The 23,325-nt window shown below is 30.3% G+C and carries 25 protein-coding genes; all 25 read left to right on the forward strand.

All coding sequences use genetic code 11. The features are described from left to right. The first annotated feature begins 52 nt into the window (after positions 1–52). Entirely contained in the window at positions 53–817 is a 765-nt protein-coding gene (locus KM029_RS19665) for a hypothetical protein (protein ID WP_144076554.1), read from the forward strand. Between the two features lie 1,042 nt (positions 818–1,859). Next, positions 1,860–2,438 carry a hypothetical protein gene (locus KM029_RS19670; protein WP_144076555.1) on the forward strand — a complete coding sequence of 193 codons (579 nt, stop codon included), beginning with the start codon at positions 1,860–1,862 and terminating at the stop codon, positions 2,436–2,438. A gap of 550 nt (positions 2,439–2,988) precedes the next feature. Then, positions 2,989–3,573 (forward strand): SH3 domain-containing protein, encoded by a 585-nt coding sequence (locus KM029_RS19675; protein WP_144076556.1) that lies wholly within the window; start codon positions 2,989–2,991, stop codon positions 3,571–3,573. 122 nt (positions 3,574–3,695) lie between these two features. Next, the gene (locus KM029_RS19680; RefSeq protein WP_144076557.1) at positions 3,696–4,301 is read left to right on the forward strand and encodes an NADAR family protein; all 606 of its coding nucleotides are present in this window, start codon (positions 3,696–3,698) and stop codon (positions 4,299–4,301) included. A gap of 169 nt (positions 4,302–4,470) precedes the next feature. Beyond that, positions 4,471–5,031 carry an NHL repeat-containing protein gene (locus KM029_RS19685; RefSeq protein ID WP_158631218.1) on the forward strand — a complete coding sequence of 187 codons (561 nt, stop codon included), beginning with the start codon at positions 4,471–4,473 and terminating at the stop codon, positions 5,029–5,031. A gap of 545 nt (positions 5,032–5,576) precedes the next feature. Continuing rightward, on the forward strand, positions 5,577–6,500 hold the full coding sequence (locus tag KM029_RS19690) for a beta clamp domain-containing protein (RefSeq protein ID WP_144076559.1): 924 nt from the start codon (positions 5,577–5,579) through the stop codon (positions 6,498–6,500). Positions 6,501–6,623: 123 nt separating this feature from the next. Further along, positions 6,624–7,229 carry an NADAR family protein gene (locus KM029_RS19695; protein ID WP_144076560.1) on the forward strand — a complete coding sequence of 202 codons (606 nt, stop codon included), beginning with the start codon at positions 6,624–6,626 and terminating at the stop codon, positions 7,227–7,229. Positions 7,230–7,343: 114 nt separating this feature from the next. Next, positions 7,344–7,736 (forward strand): hypothetical protein, encoded by a 393-nt coding sequence (locus tag KM029_RS19700; RefSeq protein ID WP_144076561.1) that lies wholly within the window; start codon positions 7,344–7,346, stop codon positions 7,734–7,736. A 152-nt stretch (positions 7,737–7,888) separates the two neighbouring features. After that, positions 7,889–8,689 (forward strand): DMP19 family protein, encoded by an 801-nt coding sequence (locus tag KM029_RS19705; protein WP_144076562.1) that lies wholly within the window; start codon positions 7,889–7,891, stop codon positions 8,687–8,689. Positions 8,690–8,756: 67 nt separating this feature from the next. Next, positions 8,757–8,999 (forward strand): hypothetical protein, encoded by a 243-nt coding sequence (locus KM029_RS19710; RefSeq protein WP_144075934.1) that lies wholly within the window; start codon positions 8,757–8,759, stop codon positions 8,997–8,999. 5 nt (positions 9,000–9,004) lie between these two features. Then, complete coding sequence (locus tag KM029_RS19715) at positions 9,005–9,439, forward strand: hypothetical protein (protein WP_215586366.1); 435 nt, start codon at positions 9,005–9,007, stop codon at positions 9,437–9,439. A 618-nt stretch (positions 9,440–10,057) separates the two neighbouring features. Then, positions 10,058–10,750 (forward strand): tetratricopeptide repeat protein, encoded by a 693-nt coding sequence (locus tag KM029_RS19720; protein WP_215586367.1) that lies wholly within the window; start codon positions 10,058–10,060, stop codon positions 10,748–10,750. A gap of 342 nt (positions 10,751–11,092) precedes the next feature. Continuing rightward, positions 11,093–11,620: a hypothetical protein gene (locus tag KM029_RS19725; protein WP_144076571.1), complete on the forward strand. Its 528-nt coding sequence runs from the start codon at positions 11,093–11,095 to the stop codon at positions 11,618–11,620. Between the two features lie 88 nt (positions 11,621–11,708). Next, positions 11,709–12,230 (forward strand): hypothetical protein, encoded by a 522-nt coding sequence (locus KM029_RS19730; protein ID WP_144076572.1) that lies wholly within the window; start codon positions 11,709–11,711, stop codon positions 12,228–12,230. Positions 12,231–12,377: 147 nt separating this feature from the next. Further along, positions 12,378–12,794, forward strand: a complete 417-nt coding sequence (locus KM029_RS19735; protein ID WP_158631220.1) for an energy transducer TonB — start codon at positions 12,378–12,380, stop codon at positions 12,792–12,794. 97 nt (positions 12,795–12,891) lie between these two features. Then, entirely contained in the window at positions 12,892–13,314 is a 423-nt protein-coding gene (locus tag KM029_RS19740; RefSeq protein ID WP_144076574.1) for a hypothetical protein, read from the forward strand. 6 nt (positions 13,315–13,320) lie between these two features. Further along, positions 13,321–13,716: an alpha/beta hydrolase-fold protein gene (locus KM029_RS19745; protein WP_144076575.1), complete on the forward strand. Its 396-nt coding sequence runs from the start codon at positions 13,321–13,323 to the stop codon at positions 13,714–13,716. Between the two features lie 97 nt (positions 13,717–13,813). Beyond that, positions 13,814–14,242: a hypothetical protein gene (locus KM029_RS19750; RefSeq protein ID WP_144076576.1), complete on the forward strand. Its 429-nt coding sequence runs from the start codon at positions 13,814–13,816 to the stop codon at positions 14,240–14,242. 122 nt (positions 14,243–14,364) lie between these two features. Continuing rightward, entirely contained in the window at positions 14,365–15,006 is a 642-nt protein-coding gene (locus tag KM029_RS19755) for a hypothetical protein (protein WP_144076577.1), read from the forward strand. Between the two features lie 999 nt (positions 15,007–16,005). Then, entirely contained in the window at positions 16,006–17,109 is a 1,104-nt protein-coding gene (locus KM029_RS19760) for a hypothetical protein (RefSeq protein WP_144076578.1), read from the forward strand. Between the two features lie 639 nt (positions 17,110–17,748). Then, positions 17,749–18,339 (forward strand): hypothetical protein, encoded by a 591-nt coding sequence (locus tag KM029_RS19765; protein ID WP_144076579.1) that lies wholly within the window; start codon positions 17,749–17,751, stop codon positions 18,337–18,339. Positions 18,340–18,453: 114 nt separating this feature from the next. After that, entirely contained in the window at positions 18,454–19,182 is a 729-nt protein-coding gene (locus KM029_RS19770) for a hypothetical protein (RefSeq protein WP_144076580.1), read from the forward strand. Positions 19,183–20,254: 1,072 nt separating this feature from the next. After that, positions 20,255–21,583: a hypothetical protein gene (locus KM029_RS19775; RefSeq protein ID WP_144076581.1), complete on the forward strand. Its 1,329-nt coding sequence runs from the start codon at positions 20,255–20,257 to the stop codon at positions 21,581–21,583. Between the two features lie 162 nt (positions 21,584–21,745). Then, complete coding sequence (locus KM029_RS19780) at positions 21,746–22,189, forward strand: hypothetical protein (RefSeq protein WP_144076582.1); 444 nt, start codon at positions 21,746–21,748, stop codon at positions 22,187–22,189. Between the two features lie 562 nt (positions 22,190–22,751). Then, complete coding sequence (locus KM029_RS19785) at positions 22,752–23,318, forward strand: hypothetical protein (protein WP_144076568.1); 567 nt, start codon at positions 22,752–22,754, stop codon at positions 23,316–23,318. The last annotated feature ends 7 nt before the right edge of the window (positions 23,319–23,325 follow it).

Genomic DNA, 23,325 nt, shown 5'->3' on the forward strand with positions numbered 1-23,325 from the left:
CTCGCAGTTTAGCAATTTCGTTGCCCACTATTATAGTCGATCTACTAATAAAATGAATTTGATAAAATATTTCTTTTTGTCCTTTATTATAATTTCTTGTGTATCTAAAAACGATGAACAAGAGACTAGAGAAATAAATGAAACTATTGGACAAAATCATACAGATTTATCAAAAGAAGATAATATACTTACTGAAGTAGATACTTCAAATTTTGTAACATCAAATTACGGAATTGGAAAGGTATTACTAAGTTATGATGGCGATCTTCATAGAGGGAATAGTTATCACTTAGAATTTTATGAATCTCCTAATTCAACTACTGAACCATCAGAAAGGTTAGAGTTAAATTGGAATGAAGAGAATAGAGGTTATGTTCAAGTAAAAGGTAAACCATTTATAAAAATCACTGATTACTATATTGATGAACCAGATTACATAATTCATTTTAATTGTCTTGGTTATCAAAATGGTTTTTATGAAGTTGTTGTAAATGAAAAATTACACAAAACTTTATGGATAAAGGAATCTGATAAATTTGTTTTTGAAACATGGACGGAATATTTGAAAAGCACAATATGTGTAAGTCAACTTAGTATAAAAAATAATCCTGCTAGAGCGTTAGCTGATTCTTCAGCAAATATTGTTTTTGAGGAAGAAATGTGTTGGGTAGTCTTAGATTTTAAAGGAAATTGGATTAATGTAAAATATTCACCCTTTGATAAAGATATGGAAGTCCAAGAAAATAAAAATTTCAGAGCATGGATTAAATGGAGAGATGAAGATAAACTTTTAATAAAATATTATCTATCATATTAAAATACAAAACTCTTAAACAGTGGGCAACACCAGCTAAAACAGCAAGTCTCGGCCGACGCGTCCTCGCTCGCAGTTTAGCAAATTCGTTAGGCATCATAATCAAGGCTAGTGCATCTGCATAATGCACGTAGGTACTAAATTTTTATTATTCAAGCACGGGTGATTCACCCGCAGAGAGCATTAGTTATTTTGTACCTCTATATTTGCAGTCGTGCGATTCGCACGGTTTAATAAAATTATAAATTGAAACAGGAGTGAAGCTATTTCAGTCAGAAGAATTAAATTAGGAGAGAGTAAATTTTTCAACACAGAATTAGTCAAAAGGCAATTCACTTTTCAAATAATTAAATTTTAAAAAATGGTTTTGTTTTTCAACGTCCATCATAAATTTAGAGTTCTCTCAATTAATGATGTTCACGTTTGGTAAAACTTTTAAGTATCTGTACTTTCAGTTTATAATTAGAATTTAAAAAAATACGCTGCCTAACATCAACTAAATTAGCATATCGGTCGACGCGCCCTCTACGCAATTTAGTCAACCCGTTATGCTGTATAATCTAGGCGAGTGCATCTGCATAATGCACGTAGGTACTAAATTTTTATTATTCAAGCACGGGTGATTCACCCGCAGAGAACATTGGTTATTTTGTACCTCTATATTTGCAGTCGTGCGATTCGCACGGTTTAGTAAAATTATAAATTGAAACAGGAGTGAAGTCAAATCAGTGTGAAGAATTAAATTAAGAGAAAGGAAATTTTTCAACACAGAATTAGTCAAAAGGCAATTCACTTTTCAAATAAGTTATTTTTCAAAAATGGTTTTGTTTTTCAACGTCCATCATAATTTTAGAGTTTTCTCAATTAATGATGTTCACGTTAGGTAAAACTTTTAAGTATCTGTACTTTCAGTATTCAATTTAAAATTAAAAAATACACAGCATAACAATAACTAAATTAGCATATCGGTCGACGCGCCCTCTACGCAATTTAGTCAACCCGTTATGCTCAATAAGTCTTAATCCTTAAAGCAAAAATTATCAAGATGAAACTATTAAGATTAAAGGATGGTAATCAATCAGAAGTAATTTTTTCTTCAAAAAATGAAAATGGTGCTTTAGAATCAATCGACTTTAGTTGGAATACTTATGACTTTGATGATAATCCCTACTCACGTCTAATCGAATTTATAGATGATAATTCCAATACACCAAGTTCGTTTAAAAATAAAAATGATTTAAATGATTACTGGCTAAAGTTAAATAGACCTCAGAAAGTAATTTGGTTATTCGGAATATTACAAACCTATGTTTACTCTGTTAGCATTGATGAATTCATTTATGATTTCTATTATTTAATTCATGCGGTAACAGATATATTTGAAGAATTAAAATTAGAAAAAGAGCAAATTTCCTTTCATCAAAGATTATTATGTTTTATGTGCGATGAAGTTAATCAACAATTTATTCAGGAAAACATAAAAGTAATTAGACCTGAAATATTAGAAAAACATGAAGATATTAAAACAAAAAATCATGAATTTCTAGATGAGGATAATATGAAACAGATTCACCAAGTATTGTTTAATTATATTCTCACAAACAAAAAATATTTTTTCCAATAAAGATAAAGAGCATAACATTAGCTAAAACTCCATCCACCGGTCGACACGCCCGCTGGTCGAAGTTTAGCCATTACGTTAGGCATCATAATCAAGGCGAGTGCATCTGCATAATTCACGTAGGTACTAAATTTTTATTATTCAAGCACGGGTGATTCACCCGTAGAGAGCATTAGTTATTTTGTACCTCTATATTTGCAGTCGTGCGATTCGCACGGTTTAATAAAATTATAAATTGAAACAGGAGTGAAGTCAAATCAGTGTGAAGTATTAAATTAGTAGAAAGGAAATTTTTCAACACAGAATTAGTCAAAAGGCTATTTACTTTTCAATTAAGTACTGTTTAAAAAGATTGTTTTGTTTTTCAACGTTCATCAAAAATTTAGAGTTCTCTCAATTAATGATGTTCACGTTTGGTAAAACTTTTAAGTATCTGTACTTTCAGTTTATAATTAGAATTTAAAAAAATACGCTGCCTAACATCAACTAAATTAGCATATCGGTCGACGCGCCCTCTACGCAATTTAGTCAACCCGTTATAGAAAATTAAAATATGAAATTTTTAATCTATACTATTACAATTATTTTCTTTCTGTCTTGTAGTAAGGATAAAAAGAATATAAAATCAGATTTCAAACCGAACCACAAACAACTTGAATCAACAGAAAAGAATATTACGGAATCTGTTGAAAAGCCATTTTTAACTACGAAATGTAACTTTGAGACATATGTAGTTTATAAAGATTCCCTACCCCTGTTTGAAAATCCAGAAGGAAAAATTATTAAATATTTTAGGTTCGAAGATGACCCTGAATATGATTTTGGGGGTGGCTTTTTATTTAAAGACTCAAAAAAAGGATGGTTACAAATTGGTAATGATAGATTTTATCCTGAATTAGAAAATTTTTGGATCAAATCTAAATTTATAGAAATTGGAACCACCAATTATGATAACTCAAAAATCGAACTTTATAGCGAACCAAATAAAAAATCTAATGTTTCTGGATACATTTATGGCGAATCCTATTTGAATGTACTAAAGTGTGATTGTGATTGGGTATATGTAGAGAATGGAGAAAGTAAAGGTTGGCTCTCACGAGAAAAAATCTGTACGAATCCAGTAACTACATGTAATTAAAAAAATTCTATAACAATAGCTAAAACTCCAAGTCTCGGTCGACGCGACCTCGCTCGTAGTTTAGCATTTTCGTTAACCACAATTATTATCCAGTAAGTAGCATATAGAAACAGTACAATATAATGGAAGCAAAATATTCTCTTGAATGGCTAAAAATTAAAGAGGAATCAAATACGTCAATAAAGTTTTTATTCTTTTGGGGTCATACAAAAAATCATAAAGAAGAAGTAGGAAACTTTTGTTTTAGTCAATGGTATGAAAGCTCTTTTACAATAAAAGGTATTACTTACTTGACTACCGAACATTGGATGATGGCAGAAAAAGCTAGATTATTTGGCGATGAAAAAGTGTATCAACAAATCATTAATTGTCAAAAACCTGGAGAAGCAAAAGATTTAGGTAGAAAAGTGAAAAACTTTGATGAAGAGGTATGGAAAAAGTATCGTTATGAGATTGTAAAAATTGGCAATATTTATAAATTTACTGAACATAAAAAAATGGGAGAATATCTTTTAAATACCCAATCAAGAGTATTGGTTGAAGCTAGTCCAGTAGATACAATTTGGGGTATTGGTTTAACAAAAGATAGTGACTCTTCCAGAAATGTCCACCTTTGGCGAGGCTTAAATTTATTAGGCTTTGCATTAATGGAAACAAGAGATTTTCTGAAAGATAATGGATTTGAAATACCTTCATCTTTAGATTTAACATCTTCTCTTAATTATTAAAGTATTATTTCACTTTAACTGTGGTTAACATCAACTAAATTAGCATATCGGCCGACACGTCCTCTACGCAATTTAGTCAACCCGTTAGAGAGAATAAGATATCATGAGAATTATACTTTCGTTGAGAAAAAGACTTCTAGTTTTTTCATTTAGTCTTCTAGTTTTTGGTATGACTACATTTATTTCAGGTATATTAATTTCAAATGATATACTAAAATTTGAAAGTCAATTGCCATTAAGTTTAGTTAATGGTATACTCGTTAATCAAAAAGGTAATATTTATGTTGGCTCTGAATTTTATGGGAAAATTCAATCTTTTGATAAAAATGGTAGGTATATCTGTAATTGGAATGTTAATTCTGGAGGAGGATTATTCAAAATGCAATTAATGGATAATCAAAATATTTTAGTGGTAACAGCTAGAGGGAATAAAAAATTAATTTACGATGGAACTGGTAACCTTGTTTCAGAAGAAATAAAAGGGAACTACTATTATAATAATGTAGAAAGTAATAAAAAAATATACAAGGTTGGAGAAGATGAGAAATATGAAGTTGTCGGAACTTTTTTTCCTAAAATTGTGAAATCTTCTAAAACAAAGTTTCAAATTATTGTAGCTCAAAGTTATCTATTAAATATTATTCAAGCTCCTTTTCCTTCAGTTATCATTATTGCAATTGGAGTTATACTATCAATAGCTTTGGAATTTTTAATAGTAAAATCTCTCTAACAATAGCTAATCTCCATCCACCGGGTGACACACCCGCTGGTCGTAGTTTAGCAATTTCGTTATGCTGTATAATCTAGGCGAGTGCATGTGCATAATGCACGTAGGTACTAAATTTTTATTATTCAAGCACGGGTGATTCACCCGCAGAAAGTATTAGTTATTTTGTACCTCTATATATGCAGTCGTGCGATTCGCACGGTTTAGTAAAATTATAAACTGAAACAGGAGTGAAGTCAAATCAGTGTGAAGAATTAAATTAGGAGAAAGGAAATTTTTCAACACAGAATTAGTCAAAAGGCTATTTACTTTTCAAATAATTAAAGTTTAAAAAATAGTTTTGTTTTTCAACGTTCATCAAAAATTTAGAGTTCACTCAATTAATGATATTCACGTTTGGTAAAACTTTTAAGCATCTGTACTTTCAGTATTCGATTTAAAATTAAAAAATACACAGCATAACAATAACTAAATTAGCATATCGGTCGACGCGCCCTCTACGCAATTTAGTCAACCCGTTGTATGCAATTAAAACTAGATAACCAATTATGAAAAAAATATCAAAATTTATTGAAGGGATTGAGTTTGATATGATTGAAAGTTATAGAATTAATAGAGGTGTAAATATTAAATGCCTTTTAAAAGATAATTCCTATACTATTATAGGCCAATATGATGAGGAATTACCTAATAGTATTCAAGATCAAGAAAACAAACTAAATAAGTCAGCTGAATTTGTAGTTTCAATTTCAGATAAGAATACCTTAGATAAATTCCAAAGTATCTTCATTTCAAAGACGAATTCTGAAATATACTTTAGTCATGACTCTCCATTATTTAAAGATGCTATTTTGTTCTATAAAGAAGGAAAGGTCATAGATGGACTTAATATATCTTTTAAGCAGAATATTTTCCAAAACTTGAAAGGAGAGAGGTTGGTGTTTACAAAGTATGAATATGAAGAATTGAAAGCTTATTTTTACTCAAAGTTAAATCACTCTTTATTAGGATGGGCTGACTATTTTGGAAACATTTCAGATAAATGGAGAGAACATCGATTCCCAAATTCTTACTATTACAATTATTCGTCAAAATCGTATGAAACGACACTAGCTAATCCAATTTTAAGTTTAAACACTAATTATGCACACGCAATAATCGAAACAGATGGTGGAGCCATTAGTCAAAACCAAATAAAAAGATTAGAATATATCTCACATTTTCCTAAGAGGAAGAAAATATTTGATATGATATTTAACCTTTATAATCGAATGAAGGTTGATTACGATCTTCCTGATATAATTAGAGATGAAGATGAGATTTTACCAAATTTTGTGAGTCTAAACGTAATAAATATACCACTAGATGATTCAGATGATATTTTGTTAAGTTTTAAGAATTGGGACGAAGAACATGGATTACATATTTATATTAATGAGGTAGATCAAAAAATTGAATTTGCACCATATTAATAAAACGCATACAACATTAGCTAATCTCCATCCATCGGGTGACGCACCCGGTGGTCGTAGTTTAGCAAATTCGTTAACCACAATTATTATCCAGTAAGTAGCATATAGAAACAATACAATATAATGGAAGCAAAATATTCTCTTGAATGGCTAAAAATTAAAGAGGAATCAAATACATCAATAAAGTTTTTATTCTTTTGGGGTCATACAAAAAATCATAAAGAAGAAGTAGGAAACTTTTGTTTTAGTCAATGGTATGAAAGCTCTTTTACAATAAAAGGTATTACTTACTTGATTACCGAACATTGGATGATGGCAGAAAAAGCTAGATTATTTGGCGATGAAATAGTGTATCAACAAATCATTAATTGTCAAAAACCTGGAGAAGCAAAAGATCTAGGTAGACAAGTAAAAAACTTTGACGAAGAGGTATGGAAAAAGTATCGTTATGAGATTGTAAAAATTGGCAATATTTATAAATTTACTGAACATAAGAAAATGGGAGAATATCTTCTAAATACCCAATCAAGAGTATTGGTTGAAGCTAGTCCTGTAGATATAATTTGGGGTATTGGTTTAACAAAAGATAGTGATTCTTCCAGAAATGTCCACCTTTGGCGAGGCTTAAATTTATTAGGCTTTGCTTTAATGGAAACAAGAGATTTTCTGAAAGATAATGGATTTGAAATACCTTCATCTTTAGATTTAACATCTTCTCTTAATTATTAAAGTATTATTTCACTTTAACTGTGGTTAACATCAACTAAATTAGCATATCGGCCGAGACGTCCTCTACGCAATTTAGTCAACCCGTTGTAAAGCATAAACCATTTTATTTAGATCATGAAATTAATCTTAGTTATTCTATTTACTTTAATATCAGTTTCGTCATTTGCACAAAAAACACTTGACATAGAAAAATATAAAAATTGCGAATTATTTGCTGATAAAGGTGATTTTGATAATTCTGAAAGACTAGAGCAAGTAAAAGAATTAGAAGGAGAACTGATTACTGTGTACCTGCTCAAAAGAGGCAAAAAGAATATTATTAAAAGTACTTTTACGGGTAAAATTGATTATACAACTATAAATAAAAAAGAAAAAGATAATGAAGAGCCAAGTGTAGAAGTTATTGTTATTGCAAAAGAAACTGAGGAAGGTAAGATGAAGGCTATATTTCCACATACAAATATGAAATACTATAGACTTTATAAGGCAAATTGCTTGAACAATTAAATAAACGCTTTACAACATCAACTAAACTCCAATCACGGTTGACGCAACCGCTCACGTAGTTTAGTCATCACGTTGGCATGTATTTGCCAGTAGTATCTTAAACTTAAAGAATAACTTACAAATAAGTCTAATTAAACTATACTAAAAACTCTATGAAATATATAAAGATAATTTTAGGGCTATTATTATTTATATCCGCTTCTACTGAATATGTTGAGGCTAGCTTACAATTAGGAAATTTTTTTTCTGGAGGAGTAATTATTGGAATCTCTGTATTACTATGTATTTCAGTGTGGTTGTTTAAAAGCGGATTAAAGAAAAATGAGGTAAAATTTTTATCGCTGAAATTCTTAAAATACTATATATCAGCTTATTTAGTTTTTATACCTATTACAATAGTTAATTTATATCTTAAGACATTACCACCTATGGTAATAGAAGGAGAAGATTTATTACAATCACAAATAGATTCAACCTCAAATGAAGATTTAAGTTATTTAGTTTATGACAACTTGTTAAGTAACCTTCCAAATGATTATCGTGGAGAATATGAAATAGTCTCAAATTGGAATGAACCAAGAAAAGCTATTTATCTTATTAATTTATTGGAATCAGAAGTAAATAATGGAGGGTTTAATCAATTTTATTATAATTCAAGTGGTCAGTTTTATAAATTAATGCCAGACGCCTTTCAAACAATTAATGCTCTAGAACTTGCTAAATTAACTGAGCAAGCAAATCAGATTTATGAATCAAATTATAAGGAAGTTACTGAACATCAGGGTGGTACTTTAGAAGGTTTTAGTAAATCATATAAAGATAATCCTTTAGAGACATTCGATTCACAATTTTATGAGTTAGTGGAAAAAGAGAGATTATCAGAATTAAAGGCTCAGTTTATCAGAAAAAATTCAATAGATTTTATAACTAAAACACATGCCAACAAAAGCTAAAACTCCAAGTCTCGGGTGACGCACCCTCGCTCGTAGTTTAGCAAATTCGTTGTAGGTAATTAGAGAAATGCAGAAATTCAATTTAATATTTTTACAATCAGGTAAAACTTTAATTAGTCAAAAACAATATTCTGATTGGAAAGAAATTCAAGACGATTTTCAAGGTTATATTGCAAGTGTAGGTTTTAATTCAATTGATGAAATTAAAGAGTACATTCAGTTTGATTACAAATTAACAGAAGAAAAAGCAATTAAGGAATCGAATAAAATATTTAAATCTAATACAGATTTTGTAGAAGTTGAACTATGATTAATGTGATCGAAAATATATTCACAACGTTTCACGATGGAGGAATAACAGGCTGGGAAGGAGATTTAAAACAACTGACATTAAAAATAGAATGTCAATATCTTGGAAAAGAATTTCAAGAAGGTTTTAAATTTTTTTATCTGCTTATATACAATATTGAACTAGAACCATGGATGAATCCGATCACACTCAAAAAAATCAATTGGACTGAATTAAAAGACATTTTTAAAGCAGAATTAGAAATTGGATATGCAGAAACTTTAAATGGTATTGTAAAAGTAAGCTGTAATCAACACAATACTAATTATGACTATTGTGGAGGAAACTTGCTAATAAAAGCTGAAAAAATAGAAATTAAAAATCATTTAAAACAAAAAATCACACCAACTGACTTGTTTAAAGCTAGTGAAAATTACTGGAATAAGTTTAGTAATAATTAACTACCTACAACATCAACTAAATCTGCATATCGGCCGACACGTCCGCTTCGCAGTTTAGTCAACGCGTTATGCTGTATAATCTAGGCGAGTGCATCTGCATAATGCACGTTGGCACTAAATTTTTATTATTCAAGCACGGGTGATTCACCAGCAGAAAGTATTAGTTATTTTGTACCTCTATATATGCAGTCGTGCGATTCGCACGGTTTAGTAAAATTATAAACTGAAACAGGAGTGAAGTCAAATCAGTGTGAAGAATTAAATTAGGAGAAAGGAAATTTTTCAACACAGAATTAGTCATAAGGCAATTCACTTTTCAAATAAGTTATTTTTCAAAAATGGTTTTGTTTTTCAACGTTCATCATAAATTTGGAGTTCTCTCAATTAATGATGTTCACGTTTGGTAAAACTTTTAAGTATCTGTACTTTCAGTATTCAATTTAAAATTAAAAAATACACAGCATAACAATAACTAAATTAGCATATCGGTCGACGCGCCCTCTACGCAATTTAGTCAATCCGTTACCGCTAATTTAAGAGATGAACGAACTATATAACATAAACGATATAAGACAACTTGAAAATGAACTAGCTAAAAATTCTAACGACACGGATTTAATGAACAAGTTGGCTATTGGATATTTAAGTTGTAGAGAAGCAGATAGCTTTAATAAAGTCGATGATTTGTTTAAAGCAGCATTTGAAATTAAGCCATCGATTAAAACTGCAAATAATTATGCATATCAGGTAATATCGGATTGGAATGATTATGAAAACGGTATAGAAATTTTGAAACCATTCGTTGACAAAGAACCAAAATCATTTATGCCATACAATTTGATTGGTTATGCTTACTTAATGAAAGAAAATTACGAAGATGCTAAGTCGTATTTAAAAAAAGCAAGATCTTTATGTCAAATCGAAATGGTTGAAATTATTCACAATCTAGCTGTATGTGAGAATCATTTAGGAAATCCACAAAAAGCATTGGCTTTGTATGAAAAGTCAATTGAAATAATGGACAAAGACAATGAGTCGAAATATAATAAAGCTGTTTGCCAAATTGAACTAGGACAAACCACTCCAATAGATCAAATTATTCAGGATATAATAAAAAGTGAAGCATATAAAGACCATACAGCTTGGGTTTCAAGTGCTGCATTAAGTGAACTTTATTATTTGAAAGGAGACTTGCAGAATGCGTATGATTTTTTTAATCAGAATCCTTTTACACCTGATTTAGTTTCAGATGGCACGGTTATTAATCATCTTACAGGAGTGAAGCTATTTCAGTCAGAAGAATTAAATTAGGAGAAATTAAATAATGATAAACCAAAATTTAAAAAACTAGTTGATGTTCAAATTGGAGAAAAATACGGGTGGATTAGAGAACTGAATGACCCTGAGGATGAAGATTATTACGATTACTCAGATCAAGAAAGAATTACACAAATTAAAGATTTGAAAAATGAGATTCAAGTTTTGAAAAATTTAGAGTATAGTCTAATTAACCCTCCAGAATTGAAACCCACGGAATTATACAAGACAGTATTTTGTGGTTGTTTGTTTTATGATTGCAAACTCCACGGCACTCAATTTGATGAGTAAACAACCCGTTGTAAAGCATAATTAAACTATCTACATAAAAATCTAATGAGGTATTTCTTTTTACTCACTTTCTTTAATTGTTTATTATATAGTTTAGGATATTCTCAAAATCATACAGATTCAATAGTATATGATCTTGACAGTTTAGTATATAAAGTATATGATTCTAATTCTGATAGGGTTGATTATTTTGATCAAAACGGATTCAAAAGAGAAATTGTTAATATTGAAAATATCCCTACAGAAGAACTTAGAATAATGTCAATAATGTCAAAATTGGTAGGCAGAAATATAAAAGTCCCTAGTAGGTATGTACATAATACCCCGATTGAAGATTTTGACAGTAGATTTACTTTTGAAATGTCATTTTTAATTGAAAAGAATGGAAAAGTTTCTAACTTAAGATTAATTGGAAAAATACCTAGTGGATATGCTCCTAATGAATTTTTCCCAAGAAAATTTAAGTTACCTAAATTTCAATCTATAATAAATAGTTTTGGAGATACACTATTAGTAGAAGGAACAACTGAAATTGTTGTTGAATGTATGTGTTCTCCTCCAATTAAAGAATAATCAACTAAACGCTTTACAACATCAACTAAACTCCATTCACGGTTGACGCAACCGCTCACGTAGTTTAGTCAAAACGTTGGCAACCATTATGTGGAAAACAAACACTATATATATTTTTCTATCTGTTTTTGTAATTCTTCTTTCATGTTCAAATGACAGATTCAAGAAAACAAAACAAGTAGGTATTGAGGATGAAACTAGATATTTAGCCTTTGTAGATAGCTTGTTCGAGAGTAATTCAAGTTATGAATCGATCAAATGGATCTATACATATCCAATATTAGTTCAAAAAACTGAAAAAATATGGCGAGAAGATGAAATACAGATACCTGAAACATTTGAGTTGCAACCTTTTTCTTTCTCAAATTTTGAATATAGTTCTTATTCATTTTCAGATAAGGGTTTATCAATCAAAGTCCTAGAACCAACAGAGAATAGACAGAACTTAGATTCTTTATTCTACTCAGAGTTTAAAAAAAAAGGAATAGGTATGGTTGTCACACTTCCATATTCTTGGACTGATTCAACAAATGAAGTTTGGATTGATTACAAAGTAATTGAATATGGATATTGTGGTTTTCCTTACTTTAATTCTAGTAAATATAAATAAAAAACAGTTGCCAACACTAGCTAAAACTCCATGTATCGGGTGACGCACCCTCACACGTAGTTTAGCCATTACGTTAGAGCATATTATACATATTACTCTTAATCATTATACTACTAAAAAGTAAACTGAATTTTTATGAACAAAATAATGAGAACAATTAAAACTTACTTTTTTATCATTTCTCTTCTATTCACTTGTAATATTCTTTATGGACAAGATGATCAAATATTTGAAGAAGTAGCAGTACCTGCTGAATATGAAGGAGGTATGGGAAAGTTTTATAAATGGGCAATTCAAGAATTAAAGTATCCGAAAGATGCACTAGAATCAAGAGTAGAAGGAAAGGTTTATGTTAAATTTATTATAGATGAAAAAGGTCAAGTTATTGATGATTCAATAGAAGTAGTTAGGGGCTTAAATGAATCATGTAATAATGAAGCTATTAGAATATTATCAGCATGTTCGTCATGGACTCCTGCTAGAACACATAAAAATAAAAAGAAAGGACATAATGTTAAACAAAGAATGGTTTTACCGATACCATTTAAGCTTCCTAACAATTAAAACATGCTCTAACAATAGCTAACCTCCATCCACCGGTCGACACGCCCGCTGGTCGTAGTTTAGCAATTTCGTTAACTACAATAATGACAAACTAAAAATGAAAACTTTCAATTTAATATTAACACTTCTAATCCCTTTCTTATGCTTTTCTCAAGAAAAAGTAACAGATCTTACTTTTGGGAAAAAAATAACTATTAACTCTGAAATATTATCAGATTCAATTGAATGTTGGGTTCGTATACCTGAAAGATTAAATCAATCAAATTCTAGAATTGATTCAGTATCTTTACTAGTTCTATTAGATGGGGATGAATATTTTAAAATAGCATCTGATATTGCTGAACTTTATGAATGGTCAGACAAAATGCCATTAACAATTATAATAGGATTACCAAGTACTGGTGAAAGTAGATATAAATATTATACACCAACTAAAGTAGAAAATTTAAATAGCAAAGAAGATAGTATTTTATATTCAAAAACTGGTAATTTTAATCTTTTTGAATCCTCATTATCATAAGAAGTTATACCAAGATTGGAGCATCACTTAGAAGTGAAATTTTCAGAAAAAACAATATTTGGTCATTCTAATGGTGGATTAGGAGCTTTATCATTTTACATATCACAAAATCATTTGTTTGATCATTATATTGTAGCAAGCCCAGCAATTCTTTGGGATAATTATTATATCCAAAAAAATATCTCTAATAAATCACGCAATGAATCTATTTATTTAAGTCTTAGTAATAATGGTTGGGACTATCCAATAGAGTCATATAAATCATTAATAGATGTCTTAAATAAGACTAATAATAGTTTTAAGTTTAGATTAAATGAAGAAGAAAATCATGCAACTAACGGTTTACGAACTTTACTTGATGGTTTAATCTATGTCAATAATAAAAATAATAAAATACAGTAGTTAACACCAGCTAAAACAGCAAGTCTCGGCCGACGCGTCCTCACTCGCAGTTTAGCAAATTCGTTAGGTATTATTATTTGATATACTAGATTTTCAAATGAACAAACGAATTAAATTAACAAACGATAATTTGACAATAAAAATCCTATTTTGGACTTTCACCCTTCCTATTATACTTTCTTTCTTGTCATTTTACATATCTAATAATATAATTGTTTCAATTGTTATAGGAATATTTTCATTCTTTGGCATTTTATTAATTTCAATAAATCTAATATCTACAAATAGTAAAAAAATATTTTTTGAGGTAACTGATACTGAAATATTATACAAAGAAGAAAAAGTAATATCTATATCTGAAATAGATCTATTGGATTATAAATTTCAGGTTTCGAGTAGATATAATAAAACGTTTAAATATTTAATTATTACTTCAAAAAATGGAGAATTTTATCGTTTAGATTTATCAAATACATCATCAGATATTTCTGATATAATCAACGTTATAAAGTCAAAGATGAATTAAACGATAGTAGCTAAAAAGAGATTAATAATTAATGTTGAAACAATACCTAACATAAACTAAATTAGCATATCGGTCGACGCGTCCTCTACGCAATTTAGTCAATCCGTTATCGAGAATTAAATATGAAAAACTACAAACTTTACTGGAGTATTGTAACAATACTGTTTATAATACAATTTTTTTTGCAATACTTTTCTGTTAATAGTGCACTTGAAATATCTGAAGTTAAATACATCATTGTATTAACTGAAATTCTGACAACTTTAATTACGGCTTTTATACCAGGAATTATTTTAGCCTCTTTATCATCGTTGTTTCTATTGAAAAAAGAGAAATACAAAAATAGAATCAAACAGATACTACCTATCACAACTTCACTACCATTATTATTATATATAATTTCATTTAGTTATATTTTTTATAAGGAAGAAGTGAAAGGTGAAAAGTTAGGTCCTGTAATTGAATATAATAATATCAAACAGTCGGAAAGCTTAGTTTGTGAATCTATAAAAGATGGTAAATTTGAAACTAAAAACTTTTTTATTGAAAGAACAGGTAATCACCAAACACAGACTGATAAGAATAATGGGAATGTGAGCGAATATGAAGTAAAATGGCTTTCAAATTGTGAGTATGAGTTAACTCCAATTTCGTCCGAAGGAGATAACATGTTAGTTAAAATTGTAGATGTTACTGAGAAATATTACGATTGTTTTACTACTACAGGAACTTATGCAACAAAATTTAGGATTCAAAAACTGTAAAATCTCGATAACAACAGCTAAAACTCCATGTATCGGGTGACGCACCCTCTCACGGAGTTTAGCCATTACGTTAGGCATCATAATCTAGGCGAGTGCATCTGCATAATGCACGTAGGTACTAAATTTTTATTATTCAAGCACGGGTGATTCACCCGCAGAGAGCATTAGTTATTTTGTACCTCTATATTTGCAGTCGTGCGATTCGCACGGTTTAATAAAATTATAAATTGAAACAGGAGTGAAGCTATTTCAGTCAGAAGAATTAAATTAGGAGAAAGTAAATTTTTCAACGCAGAATTAGTCAAAAGGCAATTCACTTTTCAAATAATTAAATTTTAAAAAATGGTTTTGTTTTTCAACGTCCATCATAAATTTAGAGTTATCTCAATTAATGATGTTCACGTTTGGTAAAACTTTTAAGTATCTGTACTTTCAGTTTATAATTAGAATTTAAAAAAATACGCTGCCTAACATCAACTAAATTAGCATATCGGTCGACGCGCCCTCTACGCAATTTAGTCAACCCGTTATGCTGTATAATCTAGGCGAGTGCATCTGCATAATGCACGTAGGTACTAAATTTTTATTATTCAAGCACGGGTGATTCACCCGCAGAAAGTATTAGTTATTTTGTACCTCTATCTTTGCAGTCGTGCGATTCGCACGGTTTAGTAAAATTATAAATTGAAACAGGAGTGAAGTCAAATCATTGTGAAGAATTAAATTAGGAGAAAGTAAATTTTTCAACACAGAATTAGTCAAAAGGCAATTCACTTTTCAAATAATTAAAGTTTTAAAAAATTGTTTTGTTTTTCAACGTTCATCAAAAATTTAGAGTTCTCTCAACTAATGATGTTCACGTTTGGTAAAACTTTTAAGTATCTGTACTTTCAGTATTCAATTTAAAATTAAAAAATACACAGCATAACAATAACTAAATTAGCATATCGGTCGACGCGCCCTCTACGCAATTTAGCCAACCCGTTGGCAACCATTAAAATGAAACTATTACAAATCATCATATTACTTTTTCTGAACTTTCAAGCTTTTGGACAAAAGGTAACATATAATCACATTGTTGATACAGCAGATGTTGAAACTAAAAAGGTAATGATGCTCTTCGAAAACTACTTGGCTTCAAATCCTCAAAATAAAGGAAAAAATGAATTTTGGAATATTGAAGAGCAACAGAAACATAAGAACTACGACTTCTTGGAAAGCGAATTTCAACCTTCACTTTATATGGGGTTTCCAGTGCACGTTTTGAGTGTAAAATTCAGAAATGAAATCTGTCAAATTAAAGCCCAGTTTTCCTATTGTAAAGCAGATGGTAGCCCATACGTTTTAGCAATAGCAAACTATATCGCAAAAAAGGAATATAGAAAATTTAAATTGTTCAATGCTTTAACTGTGAATAAGCAAACTTGGAATTGTACAACGGTTGGTGTTGTGGACTTTTATTATCCTACATACCATAAGTTCGATTACCAAAAAGCTCAAAAGCTAAATAATTTTATTAGTGAAACTTGCAATAATTTTGGCGTCAAGCCAAAAGCTTTTGAATACTATCTCGCTGACGATTATGATGAAATTCAAGTGCTAAAAGGGCTCGATTATTACATTGGTATGGGCGGGCAGTCAAAACCAAGCGGTAAAGCAACTGACGACAAAGTTTATTGCGGTGGTTTGGGAGAATATTATCCGCACGAAGTTTTCCATGTTCAAATAGATGAACACTTTCCAAACAAGCATTTTTGGGTTTCCGAAGGAGTAGCAACATTACTTGGGGGAAGTCGTGGAAAAAGTTTGGATTGGCATATAAAACGGACAAACCTTTATTTACAGAAACATCCTGAAATAGACCTAAACAATATGCTCAAACTAACTAACTTGGATGGCGAAACTTCATATCATTATGTTTTGGGCGGGCTAATTGCAAAGAAAATATTGGACAAAGGCGGTTGGAGTCTACTAAAAGAATTTATGTCAAGTGGCACTACTGATGAAGACTATTACAATGCGATTGAAAAATATCTTGAAATAAACAAAACGGAACTTAACGACTTTGTTCGAGAGCAATTAGAAATTGAATCAAAAAAATAACGGTTGCCAACAATGTATATAAAAAATAGGCGAGACAGTAGTAAATTAAAAGTTTTGGGCTTTGATCAAACTTTGTGTCTAACTGAAAGTTTCCTGCTTCGTAATCGCCTACTTTTCATATACTAACCGTTATGCTGTATAATCTAGGCGAGTGCATCTGCATAATGCACGTTGGTACTAAATTTTTGTTGTTCAAGCACGGGTGATTCACCCGCAGCGAACATTGGTTATTTTGTACCTCTATATTTGCAGTCGTGCGATTCGCACGGTTTAATAAAATTATAAATTGAAACAGGAGTGAAGCTATTTCAGTCAGAAGAATTAAATTAGGAGAAAGGAAATTTTTCAACACAGAATTAGTCAAAAGGCTATTTACTTTTCAAATAATTAAAGTTTAAAAAATGGTTTTGTTTTTCAACGTCCATCATAATTTTAGAGTTCTCTCAATTAATGATGTTCACGTTTGGTAAAACTTTTAAGTATCTGTACTTTCAGTATTCAATTTAAATTTAAAAAATACACAGCATAACAATAACTAAATTAGCATATCGGTCGACGCGCCCTCTACGCAATTTAGTCAAACCGTTACCACACATTGGGCATAGAGTTATTAATAAGTTGATAAAGATGGGATTGATCATGAAAATAAATAAGTTAGTAACACTTTTTTTACTTTTTTTATTCTTCGGCTGTAAGTCACAACAAAATTATAAATTAAGTCAGGTTTATTTCGACCCATTTGATGGAACGATCAAAAATGGTATTCCTAAGGAAGATAGTTTAATCAATGTTAAAGACTTAAAAGGTAATGTAATTGGGATTGGTAAAGTAGCGGTTAAAGATAATAATATTACTGATTTACGGTTTGGACATTGGAAAGAGTTTGATTTTGAAGGTCATTTAGTCTCAGAAGGTCATTATAAGATAGATATGCACTATGATTGTGGTATAGAGCCGAGCCTTACTTATTATTATTATCGCGTTGGAGAATGGAAATATTACAAAAAAAATGGAGAACTAGACTATGAATTAGAGTTTAAGCCATTAAATCATGTTGTTGATACAAATTGTGGAGATATAGAAATGAAATTCGGTGTAATAGATAAAATTCCAATCAAGTACTTAAATAAAGTAACGGTTGATAAAGTCTATGAACTACAAAAAATTTCATACTCTGAAATGACTTTTACTCCGTTAAATCGAAGAATTCATATAGAGTACATTTATTAGTAATCCACAAAAATTAAAATATAAACGTGTGGTAACATCAGCTAAAACAGCAAGTCTCGGTCGACGCGCCCTCGCTCGCAGTTTAGCAAATTCGTTAGCTAGCATTTCTTGAGAATGAAGATTATACTTACAATTATACTGTCAACCTTTTTCTTTTCGAGTTTTGGGCAAAAAATTAGACCGGGAATATATTTAACTTCAAAAAAAGATATAGGGTTTGAATCTGAAATCTTTGAATTCTATAATGATGGGACCTTTAATTATTTCTTATTTACTTGTACAGGAACTGGCCTTGGTAAAGGAATTTCTAAAGTTTTATCTAATAATTCTCTTCAATTAAGTTTTACAGATTGCTTAAATTGTTCTAATCAAGTACAAATCGAAAGTAATGAGACTGCTGCTGATAGCTTAAAAATAAATATTATTTTACTTGATTGGAGTGATAAAGTTAAACTTTCGGGTGTTATAGTATCAATTCCAACAAGTAAGAATGGAACGGTTTCAGATTATAATGGGCAGGCAATATTTAATATGAACATTTCTAATGAAGATCAAAATCTATTAATTCAAAATATAGGATACGAAACCATAAATCTGAAAATTCCTCCAAATACGACTCAATTAACAGGGGAAATTTATCTCACCACACATTGGATCTACAATAAAACGGAAGAAAAAGTATTCAAAATTTTTAAATGGAATAATTCAAAATTAATTTTAAAACGATATCAAGATCTTGAGATAACTTATTCGAAGATTAGTAATAAAAAAATGGAAAAAATAATAATAGAGAGAATGGGTGAAGCAGGGTATAATTTATATTTAACTAAATTTAAACGCTAGCTAACATTAACTAAATCTGCATATCGGCCGACACGTCCGCTTCGCAGTTTAGTCAACGCGTTATGCTGTATAATCTAGGCGAGTGCATCTGCATAATGCACGTTGGTACTAAATTTTTATTATTCAAGCACGGGTGATTCACCCGCAGAAAGTATTAGTTATTTTGTACCTCTATATTTGCAGTCGTGCGATTCGCACGGTTTAGTAAAATTATAAATTGAAACAGGAGTGAAGTCATATCAGTGTGAAGAATTAAATTAGGAGAAAGGAAATTTTTCAACACAGAATTAGTCAAAAGGCTATTCACTTTTCAAATAATTAAAATTTAAAACATGTTTTTGTTTTTCAACGGCCATCATTAATTTAGAGTTCTCTCAATTAATGATGTTCACGTTTGGTAAAACTTTTAAGTATCTGTACTTTCAGTATTCAATTTAAAATTAAAAAATACACAGCATAACAATAACTAAATTAGCATATCGGTCGACGCGCCCTCTACGCAATTTAGTCAACCCGTTATGCTGTATAATCTAGGCGAGTGCATCTGCATAATGCACGTTGGTACTAAATTTTTATTATTCAAGCACGGGTGATTCACCCGCAGAGAACATTGGTTATTTTGTACCTCTATATTTGCAGTCGTGCGATTCGCACGGTTTAGTAAAATTATAAATTGAAACAGGAGTGAAGTCAACTCATTGTGAAGAATTAAATTAAGAGAAAGGAAATTTTTCAACACAGAATTAGTCAAAAGGCAATTCACTTTTCAAATAAGTTATTTTTCAAAAATTGTTTTGTTTTTCAACGTCCATCATAATTTTAGAGTTTTCTCAATTAAAGATGTTCACGTTAGGTAAAACTTTTAAGTATCTGTACTTTCAGTATTCAATTTAAAATTAAAAAATACACAGCATAACAATAACTAAATTAGCATATCGGTCGACGCGCCCTCTACGCAATTTAGTCAACCCGTTGTGTGCCATATATAGAAACCCGATTGATGAGAATAATAATACTTCTAACTTTACTTTTTCTAACTCAAATCAGCTTTGGACAAGAAAGCAGAAAAGAAATGGCTGAATCGAAAATCTATGTTCGAGCAACCTACTTTGACCAAAAGAATGAGTTTATCGGACTGCAAGTAAGAACAGACTTAAAAGACACACTGATAGAAAATAGACATTTCTTAAAATTCAAAACGGAAGACTTTGTTGACTATTCTGACATTGAAAAAACCGAAATCTATTTCGAATCCTTTGATAACGGTAATTATAAACTTCTCAATAAAAACCTTGAAACGGTTCACAATATTGACTACAATAAAACGGAAGAACAAATAGCTACACTTTTCGGAAACCAAGTAAAAACTTCACTCGAATATATCGACACAAGAAGGAGTTACCCAAGAGATAGCTTAATAGCAACCGACAAAACACCAAGAAAGTATTACACTACTGACAATTCAGAAATTTATGCTGTAATTATTCCTGACTTGAAAACATTAGCGGTTTCAAGTAATGGACAGTTTTATACAAAACAGCTTTACGGAGACAATTACAATGACATTTCGGAAGGAATTAAAAACGATTTTCAAACCAGCAATCGATTTGACATTCAACCAGGAGATGAAATTCAATTGTTTTATCGCAGAAAATGGTACAACGACTCAACAGGATTAGCAGAATACGAAGACAAACAATTCAAAAATGTCAGGTATATTGGAGATACAATAGTTGACGGAAATAAGTCTCTTAAAATGGAGATTGAAGGCTATAACTATTTAAGTGGTTCAAAAGAGGGACCAGAAGAATTTCTAATGCAAGTTTCCGATAGTGGTTACTATTACGGCAATCAGTTCATTCCATTTAAGGAATACTCAACAGAACTCAAACTTATTGAGCAAAATGGACAAAAAGGATTTTTTCTTCAAGGAGTAAGCAAAGACACAATCAATGGATTTACCTATGAAAAAATTGTTCAAGCCACACCTGACCCTTACCGATATTTTATTCTTCCATTTTTTCCAATGCCGTTTGTGGAATTTGGAAACGTTCAAGGGATAATTACCTATTCAAAAATAAAGGGAATAGAAAAAGGGACAAAACGGGAAAGAACCTACATAACAGACAAAAATAACATTAGAGATATTTACAGTATTTCGAATAATAAAGTACAACTAGAACTCTACTTTTTAGACAAACTCGACATTGAGATTGAAATCAAGGACTATGAAAATGATGAAGTAATCGGTTCATTAAAAACAAAGTCTAAAAAAGGATTAAACTCATTCACAGTAAAGACAGAAAAGTTAGAAAAAGGAAAATCATACAGCGTTCAGATAAACTATAAAGGAGACAGTAATTCGGGAAGTTTCTCGAACGGATTTAAATCAAACCATTAAAATAAATACGGCACACAACAATGGGTATACGTAATGCGGGCTGAAGTGCTAAAATGAAATTATGAACATAAAACAAAATCAACGGTAAACGGAAAGATAAGTGCATTGAAATCCCGCACTACGCATACCCGAGACCGTTGTAGGGTATAAAATCAAGAATCGATGTTTGGATTATTTAAAAAGAAAGAACGCACATTTCCTCCATTTGAGGATCTTAAAAATTCATCTATTAAAAATAAGTTTTTCACAAGGGTGGCTCGATGGGATTGGCTTGATGAATCAAAAATTCACGTTATTGACAATAATGCACCTAGAATGATTACAATGGACCCTTGGCCACAACATATTTTTCTAGAAGCAAAAGGACAAATAACAATTCATGAATTTGTGTATGAAATGGCTTCACAATATGGTAGAAAGGAAACAATACCTAATGAATTAGATAAGACTGTACTTGAAATTATTGATAGTTTGCTTAAAGATAAATTAATAACTTTAATCGAGTCAAAATTAGATTTACCTTATTATTTTGATAAACCAATCTCAAAACAGAATAATGAAAAAGCTAATAAATTAATGTTAGAAGACGGACTAATAAAAGAGTAAAATATACACCCTACAACATCAACTAAACTCCAATCACGGTTGACGCAACCGCTCACGTAGTTTAGTCATCACGTTATGCTGTATAATCTAGGCGAGTGCATCTGCATAATGCACGTTGGTACTAAATTTTTATTATTCAAGCACGGGTGATTCACCCGCAGAAAGTATTAGTTATTTTGTACCTCTATATATGCAGTCGTGCGATTCGCACGGTTTAGTAAAATTATAAACTGAAACAGGAGTGAAGTCAAATCAGTGTGAAGAATTAAATTAGGAGAAAGGAAATTTTTCAACACAGAATTAGTCAAAAGGCAATTCACTTTTCAAATAAGTTATTTTTCAAAAATGGTTTTGTTTTTCAACGTTCATCAAAAATTTAAAGTTCTCTCAATTAATGATGTTCACGTTAGGTAAAACTTTTTAGTATCTGTACTTTCAGTATTCAATTTAAAATTAAAAAATACACAGCATAACAATAACTAAATTAGCATATCGGTCGACGCGCCCTCTACGCAATTTAGTCAACCCGTTATATGCAATTATTGCTGAGAGATATCATAAAATGAATGAACTTATTATAAACAATAGATTTTATGCACCATATTATATTTTTATAAGGTGTAACAAATCTCAAATAGACTCTATCTTTGAAAGGTTAGAGTTAAATAAATGGACAAAGTTGAAGCAAATTAATTCAGACAAGGATATAGCCTTAACTCATAAGCTTTTTTATTCAATTTGGGAAAATGGTTGGTTGCAAATTTTTGATGATTGGGCTTATTCACTTTGGTATGATTCAGACTTCAAAAGTTTACTAACAGAATTGTGCAAAGAGTTTGAGATTTATTATTGTTCAGTAGGAGATATCGATAGTTCATATGAATTTAGTTATTATAAACATGGTGAATTATCAAGAGAATATATTTTAGATGATTCAATCTCAGGTAAAGAATTTATTGAAAAAAGCTATGGTCAACAGTTACCATTTGAAGATGAATTAAATTTAATTAATGATGAGCATGATAAAATATTATTTATAGCATCTAAATTAGGGATTAATGTTTCAAATAATATAAATCTTATAAATAGCTACTACTTGAAGGATAGGGATTTAGAAACACTTTTTTAAAAATAAA

It is taken from the genome of Flammeovirga kamogawensis, assembly GCF_018736065.1.
In the GTDB taxonomy this organism is placed as follows: domain Bacteria; phylum Bacteroidota; class Bacteroidia; order Cytophagales; family Flammeovirgaceae; genus Flammeovirga; species Flammeovirga kamogawensis.

Coding starts and splice junctions, on each gene's coding strand:
- KM029_RS19665 (WP_144076554.1), top strand. CDS start 53: ATGAATTTGATAAAATATTTCTTTTTGTCCTTTATTATAATTTCTTGT.
- KM029_RS19670 (WP_144076555.1), top strand. CDS start 1,860: ATGAAACTATTAAGATTAAAGGATGGTAATCAATCAGAAGTAATTTTT.
- KM029_RS19675 (WP_144076556.1), top strand. CDS start 2,989: ATGAAATTTTTAATCTATACTATTACAATTATTTTCTTTCTGTCTTGT.
- KM029_RS19680 (WP_144076557.1), top strand. CDS start 3,696: ATGGAAGCAAAATATTCTCTTGAATGGCTAAAAATTAAAGAGGAATCA.
- KM029_RS19685 (WP_158631218.1), top strand. CDS start 4,471: ATGACTACATTTATTTCAGGTATATTAATTTCAAATGATATACTAAAA.
- KM029_RS19690 (WP_144076559.1), top strand. CDS start 5,577: ATGAAAAAAATATCAAAATTTATTGAAGGGATTGAGTTTGATATGATT.
- KM029_RS19695 (WP_144076560.1), top strand. CDS start 6,624: ATGGAAGCAAAATATTCTCTTGAATGGCTAAAAATTAAAGAGGAATCA.
- KM029_RS19700 (WP_144076561.1), top strand. CDS start 7,344: ATGAAATTAATCTTAGTTATTCTATTTACTTTAATATCAGTTTCGTCA.
- KM029_RS19705 (WP_144076562.1), top strand. CDS start 7,889: ATGAAATATATAAAGATAATTTTAGGGCTATTATTATTTATATCCGCT.
- KM029_RS19710 (WP_144075934.1), top strand. CDS start 8,757: ATGCAGAAATTCAATTTAATATTTTTACAATCAGGTAAAACTTTAATT.
- KM029_RS19720 (WP_215586367.1), top strand. CDS start 10,058: ATGAACAAGTTGGCTATTGGATATTTAAGTTGTAGAGAAGCAGATAGC.
- KM029_RS19725 (WP_144076571.1), top strand. CDS start 11,093: ATGAGGTATTTCTTTTTACTCACTTTCTTTAATTGTTTATTATATAGT.
- KM029_RS19730 (WP_144076572.1), top strand. CDS start 11,709: ATGTGGAAAACAAACACTATATATATTTTTCTATCTGTTTTTGTAATT.
- KM029_RS19735 (WP_158631220.1), top strand. CDS start 12,378: ATGAGAACAATTAAAACTTACTTTTTTATCATTTCTCTTCTATTCACT.
- KM029_RS19740 (WP_144076574.1), top strand. CDS start 12,892: ATGAAAACTTTCAATTTAATATTAACACTTCTAATCCCTTTCTTATGC.
- KM029_RS19750 (WP_144076576.1), top strand. CDS start 13,814: ATGAACAAACGAATTAAATTAACAAACGATAATTTGACAATAAAAATC.
- KM029_RS19755 (WP_144076577.1), top strand. CDS start 14,365: ATGAAAAACTACAAACTTTACTGGAGTATTGTAACAATACTGTTTATA.
- KM029_RS19760 (WP_144076578.1), top strand. CDS start 16,006: ATGAAACTATTACAAATCATCATATTACTTTTTCTGAACTTTCAAGCT.
- KM029_RS19765 (WP_144076579.1), top strand. CDS start 17,749: ATGAAAATAAATAAGTTAGTAACACTTTTTTTACTTTTTTTATTCTTC.
- KM029_RS19770 (WP_144076580.1), top strand. CDS start 18,454: ATGAAGATTATACTTACAATTATACTGTCAACCTTTTTCTTTTCGAGT.
- KM029_RS19775 (WP_144076581.1), top strand. CDS start 20,255: ATGGCTGAATCGAAAATCTATGTTCGAGCAACCTACTTTGACCAAAAG.
- KM029_RS19780 (WP_144076582.1), top strand. CDS start 21,746: ATGTTTGGATTATTTAAAAAGAAAGAACGCACATTTCCTCCATTTGAG.
- KM029_RS19785 (WP_144076568.1), top strand. CDS start 22,752: ATGAATGAACTTATTATAAACAATAGATTTTATGCACCATATTATATT.